The organism is Micromonospora sp. L5 (genome assembly GCF_000177655.2).
GTDB classification, from domain to species: domain Bacteria; phylum Actinomycetota; class Actinomycetes; order Mycobacteriales; family Micromonosporaceae; genus Micromonospora; species Micromonospora aurantiaca.
In genome coordinates this window covers 2,842,820-2,864,076 of record NC_014815.1, presented here as the reverse complement: position 1 = coordinate 2,864,076, position 21,257 = coordinate 2,842,820, and the positions used below count along the sequence as shown (strand labels likewise).

The window sequence follows — 21,257 nt, the reverse complement described above, 5'->3', positions numbered from 1 at the left end:
AGAGCATCCCAGCGGGACGTATTCGGATCATGTGAATTCACATCTACAGGCGCAAACCATCGTCGATGTCATTTCTCGGCAACACGATCACACGCTACGTACCTTTCGCCCTGACGCAGGGTCACCCAAAATGGACTGACGTGAAGCCGACTCATCGGCCGAGGTCTCACGCGCGTCCGGTTCGGCTACTTTTCCGGTCCGGTGCACGGGACTGCGTACGGCGACCTCCCGGGGCACCGATCGCCCCGCCGTCGCCGGAGGAGACACACCATGACAGTCCCCGCGTCGCGGGTTCGCCGGCGGCCCGCCGTACCGGGCCGCACGCTCGCCCTGGTGCTGGTGCTGGCGCTGCTGGCCCCGCTCGGGCTGATCTTCGTCCAGGCCGAACGCGACTTCGCCGACGACCACGACCTGGTGAGCCGGGAGCGGCTCGGCGTCCGCTATCTGCGCGCCCTCGGGTCGGTCACCGACACGCTGGTGGAGGCCCAGGCCATCGCCGTCGCCGAAGGGGCCGTCTCCCGGGCCTCGCTCACCGCCGCCATCGAGGGCGTCGCGGAGGTGGACAACGCCGTCGGCGACGAGCTGCGCACCCACGAACGCTGGGCCGGGCTGCGGGCCAAGCTGGAGGCGCTGCCGGACCGCGGGATCGGTGACCCCGAGGCCGCGTACCGAGCCTACGGCGAGGCGTCCGACCTGCTCCTGGCCCTCTACCGGAAGGTACGGGAGAGCTCCGGCCTGATCCGCGACCCGCGCTCCGACTCGTTCTTCCTCCAGGACGGCATCGGCGGGGACCTGCCCACCGCGACGGTGCTGGCCGGGCGGCTCGTCGACCTGGCCCGGCTGTCCGCCAAGCGCCCCGCCGCCGAACGCGCGCGGGTCGGCGCGGAGCTGGCCGAGCTGCGCGTCTCCGCGCTCGGTCCCGCCACCGACCTGGTCGCCGACCTGCGCTCGGCGGTCGACAGCTCGGAGAGCACCGACCTGGGCGCCAACGTGCTCACGCCGCTGGACACCTACCAGCGCTCACTGGAGACGTTCGCTGTCTACTCGGCGCCCGGCGCCGGCCGCTCCGCGCCGAGCACCGACCAGCTCACCCGCGCCGGGATCAGCGCGCAGAACGCCGCCAAGCAGCTCCGCACGGTCATCCTCGACCAGCTCGACGCGCTGCTGCGGGAACGACTCGACGCCCTGGAGCGGGACCGGCTGCTGGGCCGGATCGCCGCCGGGGCGGCGGTGGTGCTGATCGCCGGGATCGTCGCGCTGCACGTGGCCGCGCTGCGCCGGGACCGGTCCCGGGCCACCCCGGCACGCCGGGAACCGGCCGAGGCCGGGCCGGCGCCGACTGTCCACCCGGAGCCACCGCTCTCCGCGCCCGGGGCCGACCGCCAGCCGGTCGCGGTGGGACACGGTGGCGACGCCGACCGGTGGAGGCCGTTCGATGCTGCTCGGTAGGTTACGCATCCGGGGCAAGCTCGCCCTGCTGGTCATCATTCCGCTGCTCAGCATGGTCGGACTCGCCGTACCGGTCGTCATCGACCGGGTCACCGCCGCCCGGGAGGCAGCCGACACCGCCGAGACCGTCCGCGTCGCCAGCCGGGTCGGCAGCCTGGTCCAGGATCTCCAGCAGGAACGCCTGCTGTCGGTCGGGCTGCTGCTCGGGCGGGTGAGCCGGACCGAGCTGATCCAGAAGTCGGCCACCGTCGACGACCGGGTCGCGGACCTGCGCGCCGAGACGCTGCCGACGGCGGTCCGCAAGAGCCTCGACGGGGTACGCCGGCTGGAGGACGTCCGCAACGCCACGCTCGGCGGCCGGGCCACACCGCAGCAGATCCTGACCGTGTTCGGCGAGGTCGACACCGCCCTGATCGACGCGCTGCGGCTGCCCTTCCAGGTGGACACCGACACCGCGGCCGGACGGCAGGTGCTCGCCCTGGACGCGCTGCTGCGCGTCGACGAGGCACTGAGCTCGTGCACCACGCAGATCGTGCTGGTGAAGGCGACGGGCGATCCGCAGGTGGCCCGGTCGTTCGTGGCCTGCATGGCGGGGCTCAACGTCGACAACCGGCGGTTCCGCAAGCTGATCACGCCGGAGCAGCTGAAGGTGGCCGAGCTGGACGACGCGGCGGTGGCCGCCCGGACCAGCCCGACGTTCCTGGTGGACAGCCTCCGGGATCCGGACAAGGCGATCGCGCCGGTGCCGCTGGACGTGCTGTTCCCGTCGGCCCGGTCGATGATCACGCTGGGCCAGTTCGTGGAGAAGAAGGTCGTCGCGGACGTCATCGCGGAGACCCGCGCCCGGGAACGGGAGGCCCTGACCGCGGCCTGGCTGGTCAGCCTGGCGGCGGCGGCGATCCTGCTCGTCGTGGTGCTGCTGAGCATGACGGTGGCGCGTACGGTGGCCCGGCCGCTGAGCCGGCTCACCCGCTCCGCCGAGCGGGTCGCCCGGGTCACCGAGGCCGAGCTGACCCGGGTCGCCGACGACGAGTCCGAAACGGTCCCCCCGGTACGCCTCGACCCGGTGGAGGTCAGCGCCCGGGACGAGATCGGCGACCTGGCCCGCGCGTTCGACCGGGTGCAGCACACCGCCGCCCGGCTGGTCGAGCGGCAGGTCGCCGGGCGGCGCAACGTGGCGCAGATGTTCGGCCACGTCGGCCGGCGTACGCAGAACCTCGTCGGCCGCCAGATCGCGCTCATCGACCGGCTGGAACGGCAGGAGACCGACCCGGGCCGCCTGGAGCACCTCTATCGGCTGGACCACATCTCCAGCCGGCTGCGCCGCAACGCGGGCAGCCTGGTGGTGCTCTCCGGCGCCACCGGCTCGGACGGTCACGTGGCGCCGGTCCCGCTGGCCGACGTGGTCCGGCTCGCGCTCGGCGAGATCGAGGACTACACCCGCGTCGACGTGGAGGTACCGCCCGGCGTGGCGGCGGCCCCCGCCATCGCGGGCGACCTGGTGCTGACGCTCGCCGAGCTGATGGAGAACGCCACCTCGTTCTCGCCGCCGCACACCCGTGTGGTGGTGACCGGTGAGCTGACCGAGGGCGGCGCACGACTTGTCGTGGTCGACCACGGCATCGGCCTGACCGAGGACCGGATGACCGAGGAGAACGCCCGGTTCACCCGGCGGGAACGCCTCGACCTCGCCCCGACCGAGGTGCTCGGCCTGTTCGTGGTCGGCCGGCTGGCCCGCCGGCACGGCTGGAGCGTCCGGCTGAGCCACACCCCCGGTAGCGGCGTCACCGCCGCCCTGGAGATCCCGGGCGCCTCGCTCGTGATCCGCCGCCCCGAGCCGGTCGGCGCCGGCGCCGGCCGGGCCGCCGTGTCCGGCACCCGCGAGCCGGAGCCACCGGCCGTCGAGGCGCCGTCCGGCTTCGACGCCGAGCTGCTGACCCGGGCCACGCGCAGCATGTCCAGCGGCGACCCGTGGAACGCCTTCGGCCACCAGGCCGACACCGCGGAGCCGATCGAGGACCAGGGTCGGGCCACCGGCGGTCCGCCGCCGGCCTGGCCGCCGTCGGACACCCGGCCGGTCGGACCGGCGGCGCGTCCCGGGCACGTCTCCCCGCCGACACCGGTCGTCGGCCCGGCCCCGGCCGCTCCCCCGGCCGCCGGGCCGGCGACCGGCCCGACCCTGACGCCGCCGGCCACCCGCCCGGCCCCGGCGCCCGCCGGGTCATCCCCGGTCATGCCGGCGCCGACCGGGCCGAACCCGGTCGGGCCGCCCGCCGGGCGGCCCGGTACCCGCTCGCCGATCCGGCAGCGGGTGCCCGGCGCGAACCTGCCGGCCACCCCGCCCGCCGGCCCGGCCGGACCGGCCACCGGCGGACCACTGATCGGCGTACCGGCGGACCCGTCGAGCGTCCGGGCCCTGGTCGAGGCGTTCCAGGACGGGGTACGGCGGGCCGAGGGCGACGTCGACCACGCGCCCCCGGCTGCGGAACGGCCCCGGCTCAGCCGCCGGGTGCCCGGCGCGAACCTGTCCGTCTCCCCGGCGCAGTCCGTGCCCCCCACCAGCTCCGACCCCGGCGACCCCGTCGAGGTACGCAACCGGATCAGCGAGTTCGAGGCGGGCGTCGCCCGTGCTCTGCGCGAAGTCAGTACCGACCGCCGCTACGAAGAGGACCCATCACGGTGACCAGCCCCTTCCTCCACGAGAACGTCGAACAGAGCACCACCGGCGATCTCAGCCCCGAGGCACGCACCTTCAACTGGCTGCTCGACTCGTTCACCTCCAGCACCGCCGGGGTGATGGAGGCGATCGCGGTCTCCTCGGACGGGCTGCTGATGGCCATGTCCGCGATCAAGGACCGGTCCAACGCGGAACGGCTCGCCGCCGTGGTCTCCGGCATGACCAGTCTCGCCGGGGGCGCGGCGAGCTGGTACGCGCTCGGCGCGCTCAACCGGGTGATCGTCGACATGGCCGAGGGATACCTGCTGATCAGCGCGATCAGCAGCGGCTCGGTGCTCGGCGTCGTCGCCGACCGCACGGCGAACCTGGGCACCGTGGCGTACGAGATGACGCTGTTCGCCGGCCGCGCCGGCGGCGCCCTGAGTCCGCGCCTGATCGCCGAGCTGAAGAACGCCGTACAGCAATGATCCCAGGGGCCGCCGGCGCGGACCCGGAGCCGGAACCCGGCGTCCGGATCCGCCCCTTCCTGCACGCGTCCGCTCCGGTGCCGGAGCCGGACGCGGGCGACGGGGAGCCGACCGGCCCACGCCCCTTCGTGCTGACCTCCGGACGGGTGGACGGCGACCCGGCGATCGGCCTGGAGACCCAGGTCACCGCTCGTCCGGGCAGCACCTCGTGGGCGGTGACCGCCCGGTTGGCCCCGGAGCTGGCGGCGATCGTCGCGATCTGCGCCGAGCCCGTCTCGGTGGCCGAGATCTCCGCCCGGACCCGGATGCACTTCGGGGTGACCCGGGTGCTGGTCGGCGACCTTCGCGCCGCCGGCCATCTCGACGTGCACGTCGCGGACGTCGACGACGCCCTCGATCCCGACATCATCCTGCGAGTGATTGATGGACTTCGTGCGATCTCCTGAATGGCCGGCGGCCGCCACGGGTGGGCCGGCCGCCAACAGCGCCCCGAGCCGCTACGGCGGCCCGGCGCCGCTGATCGGCCGGGCCACGCCACCCCCGCCCACGCCGCCGCTGCCGTACCTGCCGCCGGGTGTGCCGCCGGCCGAACCTGCCCCGATCGTCAGCCGGGTACCGGCGCCCCGGCCGCCGATCCCGGTCAAGATCCTCATAGCCGGCGGGTTCGGGGTCGGCAAGACCACCACTGTCGGCGCGATCTCCGAGATCGCGCCGCTGACCACCGAGGCGGAGATGACCACCGCCGGCATCGGCATCGACGACCCGGGCGGGGTCGCCGGCAAGACCACCACCACCGTCGCCATGGACTTCGGCTGCGTGACCATCGACCGCAGCCTGAAGCTCTACCTCTTCGGTACGCCCGGCCAGGCGCGCTTCGGGTTCATGTGGGACGACCTGGCCCGGGGCGCGCTCGGCGCGCTCGTGGTGGTGGACAGCGCCCGGCTCGACGACTGCTACCCGGCGATCGACTTCTTCGAGCGGTCCGGTCTGCCGTTCGCGGTGGGCGTCAACGCCTTCGACGGCCGGCTGGCCCTGGACCTGCCGTCGATCCGCTGGGCGCTGGCGATCGGCGAGCACGTGCCGCTGGTGCAGTTCGACGCCCGGGACCGCCTCTCGGTACGGGACGCCCTGCTCGTCGTCCTGGACCGTGCGCTGGACCGGGCCACCCGATCCCGGGCAGGCTGAACTCGCAGTCGTTTCGATCCGTTGTCTGGCGAAGGGGTGGACGCCATGAGAGGTGATCTGGACGAGACACTGGCCCGGATGGCACGGCGCGAGGAGGCGCTGCGCCGCCGGGCGCCGATGCCCGGCGAACCCGCCGGGACGCCCGAGCGGGACGTGCCCGTGGAGGCGGCGGACGAGCCGGGCGACGAGCGGGCGGGGCGCGGCGCGTACCGGCTGCGCGGTGGCGAGGCGCCGGTTCGGCGTGACCCGGTCGAGGAGGTCGCCGAGGCGGTCCGGAGGGTGGTGGCGGAGCACCCCGGGCTGGCCGTGACGCTGCGCGTGGAACTGGGCGAGCAGGCGTACCCGCTGCGGGTCTCCTGGTCCGGCGCGGCGGTGACGGTGGGGACGGCGGCGCCGCCCGCGCCGCCGCCGGCGTGGCCCATGTCGGTGAAGACGGTGCCCGCGCCCGGCCACGACCCGCTGGAGTCCGACCCGGCGGCCCGGCTGGCCGAGATGATCCGGCGCGACCCCTCGCTGCTGGACGATCCGGGCCCGCGCTGACCGGCACCCGATGATCGGGGCGGCTACTGTCGGCGGGTGGCCGAACCCGACCTGACCCTGACCGCGACGCTGCGGCCGGCCGCGCTCGACGCCCGCCGCGGCGTGGTGCGCCTGCATCCCGAGGTGCTCACCGCGCTGGCGCTGCGCCCCGGCGACCCGGTACGCCTGACCGGCCGCCGGGTCACCGCCGGCATCGCGGCCGCCGCCGAGCCGAGCACCAGCGGCGCCCTGCTGCACGCCGACGACCTGCTGCTGGGCAACCTCGGCCTGCGGGCCGGCGGCCAGGTCACTGTGAGCCCGCTGCCGGCGACCCCGGCACGCCGGCTCACCCTCTCCGGCCCGGCCGCTGTGGTCGCCGCGGTCCCGCCGGAGATGCTGCGGCTCGCGCTGCTGGGCAAGGTGGTCACCGCCGGGGACGACGTCTCGCTGCTGCCGCAGGACGTGCTGCCGGACGCCGCCGTGCGCGGCCTGATCGAGGCCGCGCGGCGCAGTCTGGCCAGTTCCGTCGGGTACGCCTGGACGAGCACGCTGCTCACAGTCGTGTCGGCCGAACCGGCGGTCGGCGCGCTCGTCACCATGGACACGGTGGTGGGCTGGGAGCACGGCGCCGCCACCCGCGGCTCCGGCCCGGCGTCCTCGGCCTCCCCCGCGCGGTTCTCCGCCCCCGCCACGCCGCCCGGGACGGAACCCGACGGGGACCTGCTCGGCCCGGAGGACGCGCCCGACGTGGACGAGCTGCCCGGCCTGCGCGCCCAGGCCGAGGAGCTGACCGAACTGCTGGATCTGGGCTTCCACCACCGTGAGGTGCTGGGCCGGCTCGGCACCACCGTCTCGCTCGGTGTGCTGGTGGAGGGCCCGGCGGGCTCGGGCAAGTCCGCGCTGGTGCGTGCCGTCGCCGCCCGGGTCGGCGCGGGCGTACGGCCGCTCTGGGCGCCGGAGCTGGCCGCGCTCAGCAATGACGCGGCGGCCCGCCGGCTGCGCGAGGCCGCCTCGGCGGTACGCGCCGGTGGTCCCGCCGTGCTGCTGGTCACCGACGTGGAGTCGATCGCCCCGGCCGACGAGCCGGGCCCCCTGGCCACGGTGTTCCGCCAGGTGGTGGCCGAGACGCTGCGGGCCGGTGCCGCTGTGGTGTGCACCAGCGGACGCCCCGAGGCGGTGGATCCGGCGCTGCGCGGCCCGGACCTGCTCGCGCTGCGGATCACCGTGCCGCTGCCCGACGCGGCGCTGCGCCGGGAGCAGTTGACGGTGCTGACCCGTGAGGTGCCGCTCGCAGGTGACGTCCGGCTGGACGAGGTGGCCGCCCGTACCCCCGGGTTCGTCGCGGCGGACCTGGCGGCGCTGGTACGCGAGGCAGGGGTACGCGCGGCGCTGCGCCAGAAGACGGCGGAGACGCCGACGGTGGCGATGGCCGACTTCACCGCCGCGCTGGAGGTGGTCCGGCCGACCACGATGTCCGCGTCCACGCTGGAGCTGGCGTCGGTGACGCTGGACGACGTGGGCGGGCTGCACGAGGTCAAGCAGACGCTCACCGAGTCGGTGCTGTGGCCGCTCACCTATCCGGACACGTTCGCCCGGCTGGGCGTGACGCCGCCGCGCGGGGTGCTGCTCTACGGTCCGCCCGGCTGCGGCAAGACCTACCTGGTGACCGCGCTGGCCGGGTCCGGGCGGGCGAACGTGCTGTCGGTGAAGGGCGCGGAGCTGCTCTCGAAGTGGGTGGGTGAGAGCGAGCGGGCGGTCCGGGAGCTGTTCCGCCGCGCCCGCCAGGCCGCACCCACGCTCGTCTTCCTCGACGAGGTGGACGCGCTGGCCCCGGTACGCGGGCAGGCCACCGACGGCGGTACGACCGACCGGGTGGTGGCGGCGCTGCTGACCGAACTGGACGGGGTGGAGGCACTGCGCAACGTGGTGGTGGTCGGCGCGACCAACCGCCCCGAACTGGTCGACCCGGCGCTGCTGCGTCCCGGCCGGCTGGAACGGCTGGTCTACGTGCCGCCGCCGGACGGCCCGGCGCGTACGGAGATCCTCCGCGCCTCGGCCCGGGACGTCCCGCTCGCGCCGGACGTGGACCTCGACGCGCTCGGCGCGGAGCTGGACGGCTTCTCCGCCGCCGACTGCGCCGCGCTGATCCGGGAGGCGGCGCTCGCAGCCATGCGGGAGTCGCTGAGCGCGAGCACCGTGACCGCCGCGCACGTCGAGGCGGCCCGGAACCGGGTCCGCCCCTCCCTGGACCCGGTGCAGCTCGCGCACCTGGAGTCGTACGCCACCGGCCGGTCCTGACGAACCGGCCCGCCTCCGGTCAGCGCTCGTCGCGGCGGCGGGCGGCCGGGCGGCGGGGCCTCTCCGGGACACGGCGGCGGCGCTCGGGTTCGCGCTGCCCGCGTGCCGTCCGGCTGCGGGCACGCTCCGGCTCGGTCAGGACCGGCTCGTCGGCGTACTCGTCGTCGTCGAAGTCGTTGCCCTCGTCGTAGGCGGCGTACTCGTCGTCGGCCGGCCCGGCGTCTCCCCGCTCCTCCCGGAGCGCGGTCTCGTGGTCCTTGACGACCTGGGAGTCCTCGATCTCGCCGCGCCAGCCCTCGACCGCGTCCGGGTCGAGCACGGTCCGGGTCATCACGTGCCGGACGAAGTGCTTCAGCTCCAGCCGGACCCGCCGGCCCTGCGCCCGCCACAGGTTGCCGGTGTGCTCGAAGAAGCCCTGCGGGTGGTACTCCAGCACGACCAGGATCCGGGTCAGCTCCGGGGCGACCTCGTGGAAGCTGACGGTGCCGTCGACCGAGCCCTTCTCGCCCTTCGACCGCCAGTGGACGAGCCGGTCCGGGATCTGCCGGACGATCGTCGACTCCCAGCTCCGGTGCGACCAGAGCACCTGCGCCTTCCAGGTCATCTTCTCGTCGGCGTCGCAGTCGGCCTGCTCGACCTTCTTCATGAAGCTCGGGAAGTCGCCGAACGTCGTCCACTGGTTGTAGGCGACCCGGACCGGCACGCCGACCTCGACGGTCTCGACGATGTTGGTGACCTTGAGCTTCTGGCCGCCGTCCCGGCCACCCTTGCGACCGAACGCCGCCATCAGCTTCTCCTTACCGCCGGCCAGGCCGGCATGGAACATCGCCCTCACCGGGGAGGCACCCTCGGCGAGCCGTTGCGCGCCGGTGGCGGCGGCGACCAGGCCAGGATCGCCGCCCTGCTTCGCGTACTCGCTCAGCCGCCCGGTGGCGTCGGTGACCCGTTCGGTGACCACCTGCACGGCCCGCTCACCGAGCGCGGAGGCGAGGTTGCGCAGCTCACCGCCGATCTGGTCGCGGGCCCGGTCGGCCAGGCTGCCCGTCGCCACGGCTCACCGCCCCCGATCGGCTCGGGCCGGCACCGGCGCGCCGGGCTGGTCGTCCAGTTCCTGCTCCTCGTCCGGCGCGGAACGCTCGGCGCCCGGCCCGGAACGGTCCTCGTCCGACGCGGAACGCCCGGCGTCCGGCCGGCCCGTACCCGCCTTGCGGCGCAACGCACCGGCGCCCTCACGCAGTCGTCCGCCGATGGCGTCGATGCCGTTGCCGGCGGCGGCGGTCGCGGCCGCGCGGCCCGCGGCCACCAGCGGCGGTGCCAGCCCGCCGAGGTTGCGCAGCTGCGGGTTCGCGGCCATCAGGTCCGCGCCGAGCTGCTTCAGGCCGCCCGGGCGCCGGCTGGCCCGCCCGGCGGCGACCGCCGCGGCGAGCGTCAGCGCGGTACGCATCTTCTTCCGGCGACCCAGCAGGTAGCCGAGACCGACGGCGAACGCCACCCGTGTTCCGCTCTTCATCCGCTCTCCTCCGCGCTCCCCGGGAAAGTCAGGGCCCGGAGACGCGGGCAGTACCCGTCACCCCCTCGGCAAAACACTTCCGTGCAAGCACGAAACCACCCACCGAGGCGACTCTGAGCAGGAGAAACGTGATCGGGGAAGGAAGCGGGTCAGCGGATCGGCAGGGCCGAATCCAGGGACATCCGGGCGTGCAGCACTCCGTCTTCCTCACGCAGTTCCGCGCCGCACTTACGCAGCACCGAGATCGCCCCCGCGTTGTCCGGCGTGGTGTTCGCGACCACCGTGTGCATCCCGGCCCCGGCGGCGACGTGCAGCAACTGCCGCAGCGCCGCGGCGCCCAGGCCCCGGCCACGCGCGGACCGGCCGAGCCACATGCCGGTCTCCACTGTTCCCGGCTCGTCCCGGCGGGTCATCCGCACCATGCCGACGACCTCACCGCCGGAGACGATCGCGTACATGGCGGTGCCGGTCGGGCCGTTCAGCCCGCCGAGGCTGGCGCGGTGGAACTCGCGGAACGCGTCGCGGCGGGCCAGCGACCAGCCCGCGGGGGCGTCCACCGGAGGCATGACGTCCTCCGGTTCCGCCTCGGCCGCCGCTACGGAGAGCAACGGTTCCAGGTTCCGTTCGTCCACCGGCTCCAGCCGTACAGCACCCGTCACGTCGCGCAGTCTGCCGCGCGTGGTCCGGGTCGTCCACCCCTTTGGGGAGGGATTGCCGCTATGGCCGACCGCCTCGTCCGGTCGTACCCCCGGGGTGTTCCCGCCTCACGCTGCGTTGTCATCCGACCGGTCGTTCCGACGTGAGCGTGCTCACGCCGAAGGGCCGAACTCGCAGAGCACAGCCGAGGCGTCGTCGGTGCGCTTGTGCCGCCGCAGCCGGTCCGGGTGGTCCCGCTCGGCAGCGCGGACCCGGTCGATCAGCCCTTCCGGACCCTCCACGGTGAGCACCTCCAGCAACCCGGCCCAGTCGAACAGGCCGAACTGGTCGACAGCGCAGGAGGCGCCGTCGCTGAGCAGCGCGGCCCGGCGCAGCGCCCCCGGACCGCGCAGCGGAAGCGTCCCGGTGAGCGCGTGGTAGGCCGCGTCCGGGTCGCTCGCCGCCGCCCAGTAGCCGTGGGTGCGGTTCATCCGGGTCCGCTGCACGGTCGTCGCGCGCCGGAACCGGGTCACCGGGTCGGTCTCGCCGTCCGGCAGTGCGGCGACGCTGCGGCGCAGGTCCGCCACCGCGTCGGCCAGCCGGTCGTCGGTGACCACCTCGATCCCCTGGTCGGTGTCGAGCACCAGCGGGCTGTCGCAGAGCACCAGGTAGTCGACCCGGTCGCCGCTGTGCCGGAGCAGGCAGACGGTGGAGGACGGGGTGCCGGGATGGTCGAGGTCACACGTTCCGCCGTGATCGGCCCGCACCGCGAGGATCGCCGCCGCGAGGCTGCTCATCAGCGTGGCGGCGGGGCGGGCCGCGATCGCCAGGCCGATCCGGGCGGCCAGGTGCCGGACGTACCAGGCGGGACCGTGCGCGCAGCCGGTGTCGAAGCCCTCGGGCACCGTCGCGCCGTCGAGGACGCCGACGAGCGGGCCGAACCGGAAGACCGCGTCCTCGTTCTCCGGTCGGCCGGGCGCCGGGTCGGAGGCGGAACGCACCCGCATAACCGGCGCCTCCGCGACCGGGCGGGCCGGCCTGCTGCCGATCGCGTACCGGCGGTCTGGTGCCCCCATCGTCGGCCTCCGTTCGTCGTCGCGGACCGCCTACCCGGACCGCGGCCGGTCATCCGCCGGCCGACCCGATCGAGGTAACCGTGCGTCATCTTCTCCGGACTTTCGGTAGCGTCGGACGCGACCGGGTCGGTCCCGGCGACAGGGGGTTCGAGATGTTGGAGCGGTTGCACGAGGGCGGCATCCGGGCGGAGCACGCCTACCTCGCCGGGTTCGTCAGCATCGGCCTCTCGGTGACCAGCTGGTTCCTCTCCAAGCACATGGAGCGCGCCGGGGTGGCGCGGGCGGACCGCTGGGGCATCTTCATCGGTGAGTGGGCCCCGACGTTCTTCGCCATCGGCAACGGGTTGCGCACGTACGAGAAGTGACGCCGGTCAGCGGCGCCGGTTACGGGCACGCGACGAGCGCAGCCGACGCAGCCGGCCGATCAGCACCGGCTCGGCGGCGAGCGCGGCCGGCTGGTCGAGCAGGGCGTTGAGCAGCTGGTAGTAGCGGGTCGCGGAGAGCCCGAACGTGTCCCGGATGGCCTGTTCCTTGGCGCCGGCGTGCTTCCACCACTGCGCCTCGAACGCGAGGATCCGCTGCTCCCGCTCGGTCAGGCCGGCCGGCGTCGTGCCTACAGCGGCCGCCTCTGCCGCGTCTGGACCGGCCTGCTCGACCGGGGTGGCGGACTCGACGGGCGGCGCGGCGGGCCCGGCCGCGGCGGGCTCGGCGGGCCGGGCGGACTCCGACGGCTCCGACGGTGCGGTGGACTCGACGGGCGGAGCGGTGCGCGGTGGCGGAACCGTCCCGCCCGCGTGGCGCGTACCCGCTGCCGGGCCGGACCGGTCGACGGCGGCCCGCTGCGAGGCGTCGGCGGACATGGCGCTCCTCTCCGACGGCGGGTGACCGGCACGCGGAGCGCGCCGGCCGGGGGAGCCCCAGCGTAACCAGGGTCGCCCCCGGCCGCATCGGACGCGGGGTCCGCGCCGCCGGCACCGGCCGACGGCGCGGACCAGGTCAGGCGATGTCCCGCCGGCGCATCGTCCAGAACGCGGCCGCCAACGCGCCCACCAGCGCCACGCCGAACACCACAGCCGACTGCTGCCAGGTGACCACGTACGTCGCAGGCTCGCAGGCGCCCTGGGAGAACTGGCAGGTGTCGTAGTCGAACAGTTCCGCCTGCTTCAGGAACCACGACTGGGCGTACGTGGACAGCACGTACCGGTCACCGAACTGGACCCCGAGCACGGCGACCGCGATCCGGATGCCGATCTCGCTCACCGCGAAGATGCCCACCGCCGCGCCGAGCGCCATCGCCGTGTGCCGGCCGAGCGAGGCCAGCGCGAACCCGACCGCCGCCACGAGCAGCGTCATCCCCAGCGCCCGCAGACCGTCCAGCCCGATCGACTGCCACACTCCGGCGGTCATCTTCGCGGTGCTGCCGCGCTGGCTGGCGATCAGCCAGAACGCCGCCGTCCAGAGCGCGCCGAGCACCACGGTCAGGCCGAACACGGTGGTGAGCAGGGCGGCCAGCTTCGTGCCCAGCACGGTCAGCCGTTTCGGCCGCCAGAGCAACAGGTTCATCATTCCGCCGGTGTTCCACTCGGCGCCCACGAAGGAGGCGCCGACGATGAAGCCGAACAGCGCCACGGAGGCGGCGAACACGGCGATGAACAGGGGGAACTCGGCCCGGAAGTCGAACTGGTACGGCAGGTACCACTTCGCCTCGAACATGTCGGGCTGCGGCTGGTAATCCTTGCCGCAGTTCGGGCCGTACCGTTCCTCGGTCTTCTCGCCGCGCGCCTGGGCCGCCTCGCACTCCGCGATGGTGCGCTTCCATTCCGTCATCGCGGACTGGTAGTCGTTGTTCGCCTTGGCCTCGGCCTCGGCCACCACGACGGGCGAGAGCTTCTCGCTGGAGAAGCTGAACGCGGTCGCGACGGTGGCCAGGCCGAGCACCAGCAGCACGAGCATCAGCCGGGTCACCCGGCGCTTGCCGAGCCGGCGCAGCTCGGTGACGAACAGGCTCATGCGCCCCAACCTCCTGCGGTGCCGGTCTGGTCGACCTTGGCGGACTGATCGACCTGACGGTGCTGGCCGGGGACCGGCGCGGTGGCGGTCAGTTCGAGGAAGACGCTCTCCAGGTCGACGGCGACCGGGGTGAGCTCGCTGACGTACAGGCCCTGCTCGGCGAGGAGCCGGCTGACGGTGGCCGGCTTGTCCACGCCGGACAGCATCAGGTGGTCCGGCTCGGCGGCCACGTGGACCCCGGCCCGGGTGAGCGCGTCGGCGGCCTGGGGCAGGTCGCTGACCGCCTCCAGGCGTACCCGCACGGCACCCTGGGAGTGGGCCGCGAGCACCTGGTCGACCGGACCGAACGCGACCCGGCGGCCGAGTGAGATGATGGTGACCGAGTCGCAGATGAGCTGGATCTCGCCCAGGATGTGGCTGGAGAGCACCACTGTCATCCCGGCCTCGGACAGCTCCCGCATCAGCCCGCGCATCTCCCGGATGCCGCCCGGGTCGAGGCCGTTCGCCGGCTCGTCGAGGATCAGCAGCTTGGGGTTCTTGAGCAGCGCGGAGGCGACCGCGAGGCGCTGCTTCATGCCGAGCGAGTAGGTCTTGACCCGCTCGCCGGCCCGGTCGCGCAGCCCGACCAGCTCCAGCACCTCGTCCACACGCTGCTTGGGCAGCTCACCGGCCTGGGCGAGCAGGCCGAGCGTGTCCCGCGCGGTGAAGTGCGGGAAGAACTGCGGACTCTCCACGATGGCGCCGACCTGCCCGGCGACCGCCGGCAGCGCGTGCGGCAGCTCCTGACCGAGGATGGCCATCCGGCCGCCGTTCGGCTTGATCAGGCCGAGCAGCGTCCGCAGCGTGGTGGTCTTGCCCGAACCGTTCGGGCCGAGGAAGCCGTGCACCTGGCCGGCTTCCACTCGCATGTCGAAGCCGTCGAGCGCGTGGCGAACCCCGCGTTTCCGGCTTCGGTACGTCTTGCGGAGACCTTCGATCTCCAGGACAGCCGACACAGCTGACCTCCCCCGATAAGTAGGCGTCAGCGACACCATACGCGGTATGCACCGGAAGGCAATACCCGGTATGCAGTGTCGGCGCGTTAAAAAGGGGCCCCTCCTCTACCGCAGGCGTTAAGAAGGGGCCCTTCCTTGCACGTCAGGCGCAGACGACGTGGACGCCCGCCTCACGGAACGCCGCCACCACGTCCGGCGACGCGCCGGAGTCGGTCACCAGCGTCTCGACCCGGTCCACCGGGCAGATCCGGGCGAACGCGTGCCCGCCGAGCTTCGACGAATCGGCTATCACGACGACCCGCTTGGCCCGGGCCACCATGAGGCTGTTCATGGCCGCCTCGCCCTCGTGGTGCGCGGCGGCGCCGAGCTGCGGGTCGATCGCGTCCACGCCGAGCAGCGCCACGTCCAGCGTGACCTCGCGCAGCAGCGCCCCGCCGAGCGGGCCGACCAGCTCGAACGATTTCGGCCGGACCACGCCGCCGGCCACCACCACCTTCATCCGCGAGCGCACCAGCAGCTCGTTGGCGATGTTCAGCGCGTTCGTCACCACTGTGAGCTGGGCACCCTCGGCGCTGGTGTTGAGATCCGGGCGGACCGCGAGCGCCCGCGCCACCTCGGTGCTCGTGGTGCCGCCGTTGAGACCGACGACGGTGCCCGGCGACACGAGCGCGGCGGCCGCCGCGCCGATCCGCTGCTTCTCGGCCGAGTGCTTCGCGGTCTTGTAGCGCAGCGGCAGGTCGTAGGAGACGCCGTTGGCGACCGCGCCACCCCGGGTCCGGGTGATCATCTGCTGCTGGGCCAGCTGGTCGAAGTCGCGGCGGATGGTGGCCTGGGAGACGTCGAGCCGCTCGGCCGCCTCCTCGACGGTGACCCGCCCGCTGTCGGTCAGCATCTCCAGCAGCGCGTTCCAGCGCGCGTAGCGGTCCACCGCGGGGCCCTCCCCAGACTGTGCGTGAACGGTGATCGGTTGCGTGCACAGTAGTGCGCGAAACTGGGTCCGCGCAAAACCCTGCGCTGCGCGAACGGAGAGACGGTTGCCACGACCACCAGGTTTCGCGCAGAATGACGCGCGAAAGGCGGCCGTATCGCGCCGTATTGCGCAAGGTCTCCCCTGGGGAGGAGTTGTCATGGCGTACGTGCACGCGGAGATCGCGAGCCAGCCCGACTGCTGGCGGGAGGCGGCGGGACTCGCCCCGACCGTCGCCGAGCACCTGCCGCGCCCCGGCGAGCGGGTCGCCGTGGTCGGTTGCGGCACGTCGTGGTTCATGGCGATGGCGTACGCAGGGCTGCGTGAGGCCGCCGGCCAGGGCGAGACCGACGCCTTCCAGGCCAGCGAGTTCCCGGCCGGCCGCCACTACGACCGGCTGATCGCGATCACCCGCTCCGGCACCACCACCGAGGTGCTCGACCTGCTCACCGCGCTGCGCGGGCGGATCCCCACCACGGTCCTGGTCGGCGACCCCGACTCGGCAGCCGTCGCGCTCGCCGACGCCACGGTCGCGCTGCCCTTCGCCGACGAGCGGTCGGTGGTGCAGACCCGCTTCGCCACCACCGCGCTGGCGCTGCTGCGCGCCCACCTCGGCGAGGACCTCGGACGGCTGGCTGCCGACGCCGAGGTGGCCGTACGCGCCCCGCTGCCGATCGACCCGGCCGGCATCGAGCAGGTCACCTTCCTCGGTCGCGGCTGGACCGTCGGGCTGGCCCAGGAGGCCGCTCTGAAGTGCCGCGAGGCGGCCACGTTCTGGGCCGAGGCGTACCCGGCCATGGACTACCGGCACGGCCCGATCTCGGTCGCCGCGCCCGGCCGGCTGGTCTGGGCGCTCGGCGAGATCCCGGACGGCCTGCCCGAGGACGTGGCCGCGACCGGCGCCGCTTTCGTGCACAGCCGCACGCACGGCTGGCGCACGGTGCTGACGAGCTGGTCGGCCGGCCGCAACCCGGTCGACCCGATGGCCGACCTGATCCTGGCCCAGCGCTTCGCGGTCGCGCTCGCCACCAGCCGCGGTCTCGACCCGGACGCGCCGCGCCACCTGACTCGGTCCGTGGTCCTGGCATGAGCGAACGCACCGAGCGCAGCGAGGGCCGTGAGCGCATGCGCAGCCAGCACGGCATGAGCGAACGCACCGAGCGCAGCGAGGGCCGTGAGCGCATGCGAAGCCGGCACGGCATGAGCAAACGCACCGAGCGCAGCGAGGGCCGTGAGCGCATGCGCAGCCGGCAGACGGCATGAGCGCAGGCGACGAGGTCGTCGTCGCGCTGGACGTGGGCGGCACCGGGATGAAGTGCGCCCTGGTCCGGCCGGACGGCACGACTGTGCACACCGAACGGCACGCCACCGACGCGCAGCGCGGCCCGGAGGCCGTGGTCGGCACGATCCTCGACGTGGCCGAAGGGCTCGCCGGCAAGGCCCGCGCCGACGGCCGCACCCCGGTGGCCTGCGGCATCGCCGTACCCGGAGTGGTCGACGAGGCGCGCGGCGTGGCGGTCTGGTCGGCGAACGTGGGCTTCCGGGACGTACCCCTGCGGGAGCTGGCGGGCACGCGGCTGGGACTGCCGGCGGCGCTCGGCCACGACGTGCGGGCGGGCGGCCTGGCCGAGGCCCGGCTCGGCGCCGGACGGGACGGCGGGCATGTGCTGTTCGTCGCGATCGGCACCGGCATCGCCGCCGCCCACGTGGTCGACGGGTCGGCCGCCACCGGCGCGCACGGCGCCGCCGGGGAGATCGGCCACATCCTGGTACGCCCCGGCGGCCCGCGCTGCGGGTGCGGGCGGACCGGCTGTCTGGAGGCGGTGTCGTCGGCGTCGGCGATCGGACGCCGGTACGCCGAGCTGTCAGGTGCGCCCACCACCGCCGCCCAGGTGGCCGACCGGGCGGCCGCCGGTGAGCCGCTCGCCGTGGAGGTGTGGCAGGAGGCGGTCGAGGCGCTCGCCGACGGACTCGCCACCGGGCAGGCGCTCTACGATGTCTCGACAGTGGTGCTCGGCGGCGGGCTGGCCCAGGCCGGTCCCCGGCTGTTCGACCCGCTGCGGACGGCGTTGCGCGAGCGGCTGACGTTCCACCGCGAGCCGCGCCTGGTCGCGGCCGACCTCGGTGACGAGGCCGGCTGCCTGGGCGCCGCCCTGCTGGCCCTGGACACCCTGGCGAAGGAGAGTCGATGACCCGGCGCGTGACCGGCAAGGTGGTGACCCCGACCGGCGTCATCCGGCAGGGTTGCGTGGAGATCGCCGACGGGCGGATCACCGCTGTCGCCGAGTATCCGTCGGTGCGCGACGGCCACTGGATCGTGCCGGGCTTCGTGGACATGCACACCCACGGCGGCGGCGGGCACACGTTCACCACCGGCGACGCGGAGTCGGCCCGGCAGGCTGCCGCGTTCCACAGCGGGCACGGCACCACCACGCTGCTGGCGAGCCTGGTCAGTTCCCCGTTCGAGCTGATGCGCGACGCGACCGCCGCCTACCGTCCGCTGGTGGAGTCCGGCGTGCTCGCCGGCGTCCACTTCGAAGGCCCGTACCTGTCCGCCGACCGCTGCGGCGCGCAGAACCCGGAGTTCCTGCGCGACCCGTCCACCGCGGAGCTGACCGAGCTGATCGAGCTGGGCGGCGGCGCCGTACGCATGGTCACCATCGCTCCCGAGCGGGACGGCGCCACCGAGGCGATCGAGCTGCTGGTGTCGCACGGCGTGGTCGTGGCGGTCGGGCACACCGACGCCACCTGGGAGCAGACCCGGGCGGCGGTGGCCGCGGGCGCGACGGTCGGCACCCACCTGTTCAACGGGATGCGCCCGGTGCACCACCGCGAGCCCGGCCCGGTGGTGGCGCTGCTGGAGGCCCCGAACGTGGTGTGCGAGCTGGTCGCCGACGGGGTGCACCTGCACGACGGCATGCTCGGCTTCGCCACGTCGGTGGCCGGCCCGGAGCGGGCCGCGCTGATCACCGACGCGATGGCCGCCGCCGGGATGCCGGACGGCGAGTACGAGCTGGGCGGCCAGGCGGTCACCGTGTCCGGTGGGGTGGCCCGGCTCAGCCGTGACGGCGCGATCGCCGGCAGCACGCTCACGATGGACGCGGCGCTGCGGCACGCGGTCGGCGCGGGTGTGGCCCTGCCGGACGCCTGCCGGATGGTCGCCACCACCCCGGCCCGCGCGATCGGCCTGGGCGACCGGGTGGGCGCGCTGGTCGCCGGGCTGCGCGCCGACCTGGTGATGTTGGACGACGACCTGAACGTGGTGCGGGTGATGCGCGGCGGCGACTGGGTGGAGTGATCCGCCCCCGGCGTCAGGCGCTCGGCACCTCGACGCCGAGCACCGCCTGCTCGTCCGGCCGGTGCACGAGCACGTCGGCCAGGTACGACTGCACCGCCCGGCGCATCCCGACGTCCCGCCCGGCCTGCTCGGAGAGCAGCCACTTGTGCTCGATGATCTGGGCGAACAGCTCCTGCGGCTCCAGCTTGTTCCGCAGGTGCGCAGGCACGGCCCGGACCACCGGCTCGAAGACCTCGGTCAGCCAGCGGTGCGCCGCCTGCTGCTCGTCAGTCAGGTCGCTCTCCAGCCGGTAGGCGTCGAGGTCGTTGAGGAGCCTGCGGGCCTGGTTCTCCTCCGCGTCCAGGCCGGTCAGGCGCAGCAGCCGCCGGGTGTGGTAGCCGGCGTCGACCACCTTCGGCCGGACCAGGTAGCGCCCGTTGTCGACTGTCGACATGGCCACCTCGGCCACGTCGAAGCCCAGCTCGTTGAGGCGGCGGATGCGCCCCTCGATGTCGTGCCGGGCGGCGCGCTCGACCTGCTGCTCGTAGGTGATCTCGTGCCAGAGCCGCTCGTAGCGCTGCACGACCTCCTCGCAGACCACCTCCGGGTCGATCGACTCGTGCAGCAGGCCGGCGGCCTGGAGGTCGAGCGCCTCGCCGAAGATGTTGACCCGGGCGATCTCCAGGTCCTCGCCGCGCTGGCCGTTCGACAGCGACGGGTGCAGCGCGCCGGTCTCCGCGTCGACCAGGTACGCGGCGAACGCGCCCGCGTCCCGCCGGAACAGCGTGTTCGACAGCGAGCAGTCGCCCCAGAAGAAGCCGGTCAGGTGCATCCGCACGATCAGCGCGGCCAGCGCGTCGAGCAGCCGGTTCATGGTCTCCGGGCGCAGCGTGTTGGAGAACAGCGCCCGGTAGGGCAGCGAGAACTGGAGGTGACGGGTGATCAGCACCGGGTCCAGCGGTTCGCCGTCGTCGGTCTGCCGGTCGGCCACGATCGCGATGGCCTCGACCGACGGGAAGTCGATCCGCTCCAGCGCCCGCAGCAGGTCGTACTCGCGCTCGGCGACCCGCTCGCCGGTTTCCTTCACCGCGTAGACGTACCCGCCGAGCCGGACGAACCGCACGATGTGCCGGGAGATGCCCTGCGGCAGCGCCACCAGGTGTTCGGCAGGCCACTGCTCCAGCGGTGTCGACCAGGGGAGGTCGAGCAGCGCCGGGTCGACGAGAGCCGAGGTGATCCGCACGGCAACCAGTGTGACCGCTGACCCCCGCGCCGCGCTTCCCTTCGTGGTTGGGCACACAGCCGCCGATGCCCGCGCCGCCCCGCCGCCGCCGGCGGCCGGTAGCGTGGTCGCGTGCGTCAGACCTCGGGGGTACGCGGTGACCTGCGGCTGCGGCCCGTCCGGCCGGCCGGGTGGTGGTTCGACCTGCTGCTGCTCGCGGCAGTGGTGGCGCTGACCGTCGCGCTCGCCTCCGGTCACCTGTTCGACCTCGACCGGGCGGTGGCCGACTGGTCCGACGAGAACCGCCCGGCCGCCGCCCGCTGGGTGGCGATGACGCTGAACCTGCTCGGCCAGGGCACGCCGCTGACGCTGCTCGCGGCCGGGCTGGGCGTGCTGCTGGCGTGGCGGCTGCGCTCGGTGCGGCCGCTGCTGCCGCCGGTGGCCGGGTTCGTGCTCACGTTCTTCACGATCGGCCCGCTGAAGGTGTGGACGGCCCGCCCGGCGCCGAGTGCCTCGGTCAAGGAGCCGTTCCTGTCGCCCGAGCAGACGCTGCCGCTGTTCCAGCACGACCTGCCGGTGCGTTTCGCGCAGTCGTACCCGTCGGGGCACGTCGCCAACTCGATCGTCTGGTACGGCGTCCTGGCCCTGCTGCTGGCCCCGATCGTGCGTACGCTCGGCCGCACAGTGCCGCCCCGACTGGTCACAGTGGTCCGGGTGGTGCCACCGGCGGTGGTCTTCTGCACCACCGTCTACCTGGGCTGGCACTGGCTGACCGACTCGGTCGCCGGGCTGCTGCTCGGCCTGCTGCTGGACCGCCTGCTGCACCGGGTGCCCTGGAACAGCCTGCCGCTGCCGGCGCGGCTCCACGGCTGGGCCCGGCCGGCGGAGCATCTCGACTAGCAGTCCGCCTCTTGTCTCGGCGTATCGACACCGGTATACATTTAGCAACCTTAACAGTTAAGTTTGTTA

General features: G+C 73.9%; 22 protein-coding genes. 13 read left to right on the top strand and 9 right to left on the bottom strand.

What is annotated here, in order from left to right; all coding sequences use genetic code 11:
* Nucleotides 1-270 precede the first annotated feature (270 nt).
* The 7 genes from ML5_RS13640 to ML5_RS13610 are packed head-to-tail and all read left to right on the top strand — an operon-like array spanning nucleotide 271 to nucleotide 8,595.
* A complete protein-coding gene (locus ML5_RS13640; RefSeq protein ID WP_013475081.1) occupies nucleotides 271-1,449 on the top strand; it encodes a hypothetical protein in 1,179 nt (392 codons plus the stop codon).
* On the top strand, nucleotides 1,436-4,132 hold the full coding sequence (locus ML5_RS13635; protein WP_013475080.1) for a nitrate- and nitrite sensing domain-containing protein: 2,697 nt from the start codon (nucleotides 1,436-1,438) through the stop codon (nucleotides 4,130-4,132). Before ML5_RS13640 ends, ML5_RS13635 begins: the two co-directional genes overlap by 14 nt.
* Nucleotides 4,129-4,593 (top strand): roadblock/LC7 domain-containing protein, encoded by a 465-nt coding sequence (locus ML5_RS13630; RefSeq protein WP_013288866.1) that lies wholly within the window; start codon nucleotides 4,129-4,131, stop codon nucleotides 4,591-4,593. Before ML5_RS13635 ends, ML5_RS13630 begins: the two co-directional genes overlap by 4 nt.
* Nucleotides 4,590-5,039 carry a DUF742 domain-containing protein gene (locus ML5_RS13625; RefSeq protein ID WP_013288867.1) on the top strand — a complete coding sequence of 150 codons (450 nt, stop codon included), beginning with the start codon at nucleotides 4,590-4,592 and terminating at the stop codon, nucleotides 5,037-5,039. The genes ML5_RS13630 and ML5_RS13625 overlap by 4 nt, the downstream gene beginning before the upstream one ends.
* Complete coding sequence (locus ML5_RS13620) at nucleotides 5,017-5,778, top strand: ATP/GTP-binding protein (RefSeq protein ID WP_013288868.1); 762 nt, start codon at nucleotides 5,017-5,019, stop codon at nucleotides 5,776-5,778. Before ML5_RS13625 ends, ML5_RS13620 begins: the two co-directional genes overlap by 23 nt.
* A gap of 45 nt (nucleotides 5,779-5,823) precedes the next feature.
* Nucleotides 5,824-6,318 (top strand): hypothetical protein, encoded by a 495-nt coding sequence (locus tag ML5_RS13615; RefSeq protein WP_013475079.1) that lies wholly within the window; start codon nucleotides 5,824-5,826, stop codon nucleotides 6,316-6,318.
* Nucleotides 6,319-6,354: 36 nt separating this feature from the next.
* On the top strand, nucleotides 6,355-8,595 hold the full coding sequence (locus tag ML5_RS13610; protein WP_013475078.1) for an AAA family ATPase: 2,241 nt from the start codon (nucleotides 6,355-6,357) through the stop codon (nucleotides 8,593-8,595).
* 19 nt (nucleotides 8,596-8,614) lie between these two features.
* On the opposite strand, the gene ML5_RS13605 is transcribed toward ML5_RS13610, so the two are convergent.
* The 4 genes from ML5_RS13605 to ML5_RS13590 form a co-directional block, all read right to left on the bottom strand.
* Complete coding sequence (locus tag ML5_RS13605) at nucleotides 8,615-9,646, bottom strand: SRPBCC family protein (protein ID WP_013475077.1); 1,032 nt, start codon at nucleotides 9,644-9,646, stop codon at nucleotides 8,615-8,617.
* Nucleotides 9,647-9,649: 3 nt separating this feature from the next.
* Nucleotides 9,650-10,105: a hypothetical protein gene (locus ML5_RS13600; protein ID WP_013288872.1), complete on the bottom strand. Its 456-nt coding sequence runs from the start codon at nucleotides 10,103-10,105 to the stop codon at nucleotides 9,650-9,652.
* A 149-nt stretch (nucleotides 10,106-10,254) separates the two neighbouring features.
* The gene (locus ML5_RS13595; RefSeq protein WP_013288873.1) at nucleotides 10,255-10,764 is read right to left on the bottom strand and encodes a GNAT family N-acetyltransferase; all 510 of its coding nucleotides are present in this window, start codon (nucleotides 10,762-10,764) and stop codon (nucleotides 10,255-10,257) included.
* Between the two features lie 150 nt (nucleotides 10,765-10,914).
* Nucleotides 10,915-11,817, bottom strand: a complete 903-nt coding sequence (locus tag ML5_RS13590) for a hypothetical protein (RefSeq protein WP_013475076.1) — start codon at nucleotides 11,815-11,817, stop codon at nucleotides 10,915-10,917.
* 152 nt (nucleotides 11,818-11,969) lie between these two features.
* Between ML5_RS13590 and ML5_RS13585 the strand changes: the two genes are divergently transcribed.
* Entirely contained in the window at nucleotides 11,970-12,182 is a 213-nt protein-coding gene (locus ML5_RS13585) for a hypothetical protein (RefSeq protein ID WP_013288875.1), read from the top strand.
* A 6-nt stretch (nucleotides 12,183-12,188) separates the two neighbouring features.
* Here the strand turns inward: ML5_RS13585 and ML5_RS13580 are convergent, their stop codons facing one another.
* From ML5_RS13580 to ML5_RS13565, 4 genes are all read right to left on the bottom strand, one after another.
* Nucleotides 12,189-12,677, bottom strand: coding sequence for a DUF3263 domain-containing protein (locus ML5_RS13580; protein ID WP_013475075.1), 489 nt, complete (start codon nucleotides 12,675-12,677; stop codon nucleotides 12,189-12,191).
* Between the two features lie 136 nt (nucleotides 12,678-12,813).
* Nucleotides 12,814-13,827, bottom strand: a complete 1,014-nt coding sequence (locus ML5_RS13575; RefSeq protein WP_013475074.1) for an ABC transporter permease subunit — start codon at nucleotides 13,825-13,827, stop codon at nucleotides 12,814-12,816.
* Nucleotides 13,824-14,822 (bottom strand): ATP-binding cassette domain-containing protein, encoded by a 999-nt coding sequence (locus tag ML5_RS13570; RefSeq protein ID WP_013475073.1) that lies wholly within the window; start codon nucleotides 14,820-14,822, stop codon nucleotides 13,824-13,826. The genes ML5_RS13575 and ML5_RS13570 overlap by 4 nt, the downstream gene beginning before the upstream one ends.
* A gap of 142 nt (nucleotides 14,823-14,964) precedes the next feature.
* Nucleotides 14,965-15,750, bottom strand: coding sequence for a DeoR/GlpR family DNA-binding transcription regulator (locus ML5_RS13565; RefSeq protein WP_013475072.1), 786 nt, complete (start codon nucleotides 15,748-15,750; stop codon nucleotides 14,965-14,967).
* Between the two features lie 199 nt (nucleotides 15,751-15,949).
* Here ML5_RS13565 and ML5_RS13560 point away from each other — a divergent pair, with 199 nt between their 5' ends.
* From ML5_RS13560 to nagA, 4 genes are read left to right on the top strand one after another with little or no spacing between them, the layout of a single operon-like run.
* On the top strand, nucleotides 15,950-16,879 hold the full coding sequence (locus ML5_RS13560) for an SIS domain-containing protein (protein WP_013475071.1): 930 nt from the start codon (nucleotides 15,950-15,952) through the stop codon (nucleotides 16,877-16,879).
* Nucleotides 16,876-17,052, top strand: coding sequence for a hypothetical protein (locus ML5_RS32340; protein ID WP_013475070.1), 177 nt, complete (start codon nucleotides 16,876-16,878; stop codon nucleotides 17,050-17,052). Before ML5_RS13560 ends, ML5_RS32340 begins: the two co-directional genes overlap by 4 nt.
* Nucleotides 17,049-17,981 carry an ROK family protein gene (locus ML5_RS13555; protein WP_013475069.1) on the top strand — a complete coding sequence of 311 codons (933 nt, stop codon included), beginning with the start codon at nucleotides 17,049-17,051 and terminating at the stop codon, nucleotides 17,979-17,981. The genes ML5_RS32340 and ML5_RS13555 overlap by 4 nt, the downstream gene beginning before the upstream one ends.
* Nucleotides 17,978-19,087, top strand: a complete 1,110-nt coding sequence (gene nagA, locus ML5_RS13550) for an N-acetylglucosamine-6-phosphate deacetylase (protein ID WP_013475068.1) — start codon at nucleotides 17,978-17,980, stop codon at nucleotides 19,085-19,087. Before ML5_RS13555 ends, nagA begins: the two co-directional genes overlap by 4 nt.
* A gap of 13 nt (nucleotides 19,088-19,100) precedes the next feature.
* Here the strand turns inward: nagA and ML5_RS13545 are convergent, their stop codons facing one another.
* Nucleotides 19,101-20,309 carry a DUF4032 domain-containing protein gene (locus ML5_RS13545; protein WP_013288884.1) on the bottom strand — a complete coding sequence of 403 codons (1,209 nt, stop codon included), beginning with the start codon at nucleotides 20,307-20,309 and terminating at the stop codon, nucleotides 19,101-19,103.
* A gap of 141 nt (nucleotides 20,310-20,450) precedes the next feature.
* On the opposite strand from ML5_RS13545, the gene ML5_RS13540 reads away from it, so the two are divergent.
* Nucleotides 20,451-21,188 carry a phosphatase PAP2 family protein gene (locus ML5_RS13540; RefSeq protein ID WP_176739874.1) on the top strand — a complete coding sequence of 246 codons (738 nt, stop codon included), beginning with the start codon at nucleotides 20,451-20,453 and terminating at the stop codon, nucleotides 21,186-21,188.
* The last annotated feature ends 69 nt before the right edge of the window (nucleotides 21,189-21,257 follow it).

Excerpts from the sequence above, each read along its gene's own strand:
- ML5_RS13575 (WP_013475074.1), bottom strand. The coding sequence starts at position 13,827 with ATGAGCCTGTTCGTCACCGAGCTGCGCCGGCTCGGCAAGCGCCGGGTG.
- ML5_RS13620 (WP_013288868.1), top strand. The coding sequence starts at position 5,017 with ATGGACTTCGTGCGATCTCCTGAATGGCCGGCGGCCGCCACGGGTGGG.
- ML5_RS32340 (WP_013475070.1), top strand. The coding sequence starts at position 16,876 with ATGAGCGAACGCACCGAGCGCAGCGAGGGCCGTGAGCGCATGCGCAGC.
- ML5_RS13555 (WP_013475069.1), top strand. The coding sequence starts at position 17,049 with ATGAGCGCAGGCGACGAGGTCGTCGTCGCGCTGGACGTGGGCGGCACC.
- ML5_RS13590 (WP_013475076.1), bottom strand. The coding sequence starts at position 11,817 with ATGGGGGCACCAGACCGCCGGTACGCGATCGGCAGCAGGCCGGCCCGC.
- ML5_RS13635 (WP_013475080.1), top strand. The coding sequence starts at position 1,436 with ATGCTGCTCGGTAGGTTACGCATCCGGGGCAAGCTCGCCCTGCTGGTC.
- ML5_RS13625 (WP_013288867.1), top strand. The coding sequence starts at position 4,590 with ATGATCCCAGGGGCCGCCGGCGCGGACCCGGAGCCGGAACCCGGCGTC.
- ML5_RS13585 (WP_013288875.1), top strand. The coding sequence starts at position 11,970 with ATGTTGGAGCGGTTGCACGAGGGCGGCATCCGGGCGGAGCACGCCTAC.
- ML5_RS13560 (WP_013475071.1), top strand. The coding sequence starts at position 15,950 with ATGGCGTACGTGCACGCGGAGATCGCGAGCCAGCCCGACTGCTGGCGG.
- ML5_RS13615 (WP_013475079.1), top strand. The coding sequence starts at position 5,824 with ATGAGAGGTGATCTGGACGAGACACTGGCCCGGATGGCACGGCGCGAG.
- nagA (WP_013475068.1), top strand. The coding sequence starts at position 17,978 with ATGACCCGGCGCGTGACCGGCAAGGTGGTGACCCCGACCGGCGTCATC.
- ML5_RS13600 (WP_013288872.1), bottom strand. The coding sequence starts at position 10,105 with ATGAAGAGCGGAACACGGGTGGCGTTCGCCGTCGGTCTCGGCTACCTG.
- ML5_RS13640 (WP_013475081.1), top strand. The coding sequence starts at position 271 with ATGACAGTCCCCGCGTCGCGGGTTCGCCGGCGGCCCGCCGTACCGGGC.
- ML5_RS13580 (WP_013475075.1), bottom strand. The coding sequence starts at position 12,677 with ATGTCCGCCGACGCCTCGCAGCGGGCCGCCGTCGACCGGTCCGGCCCG.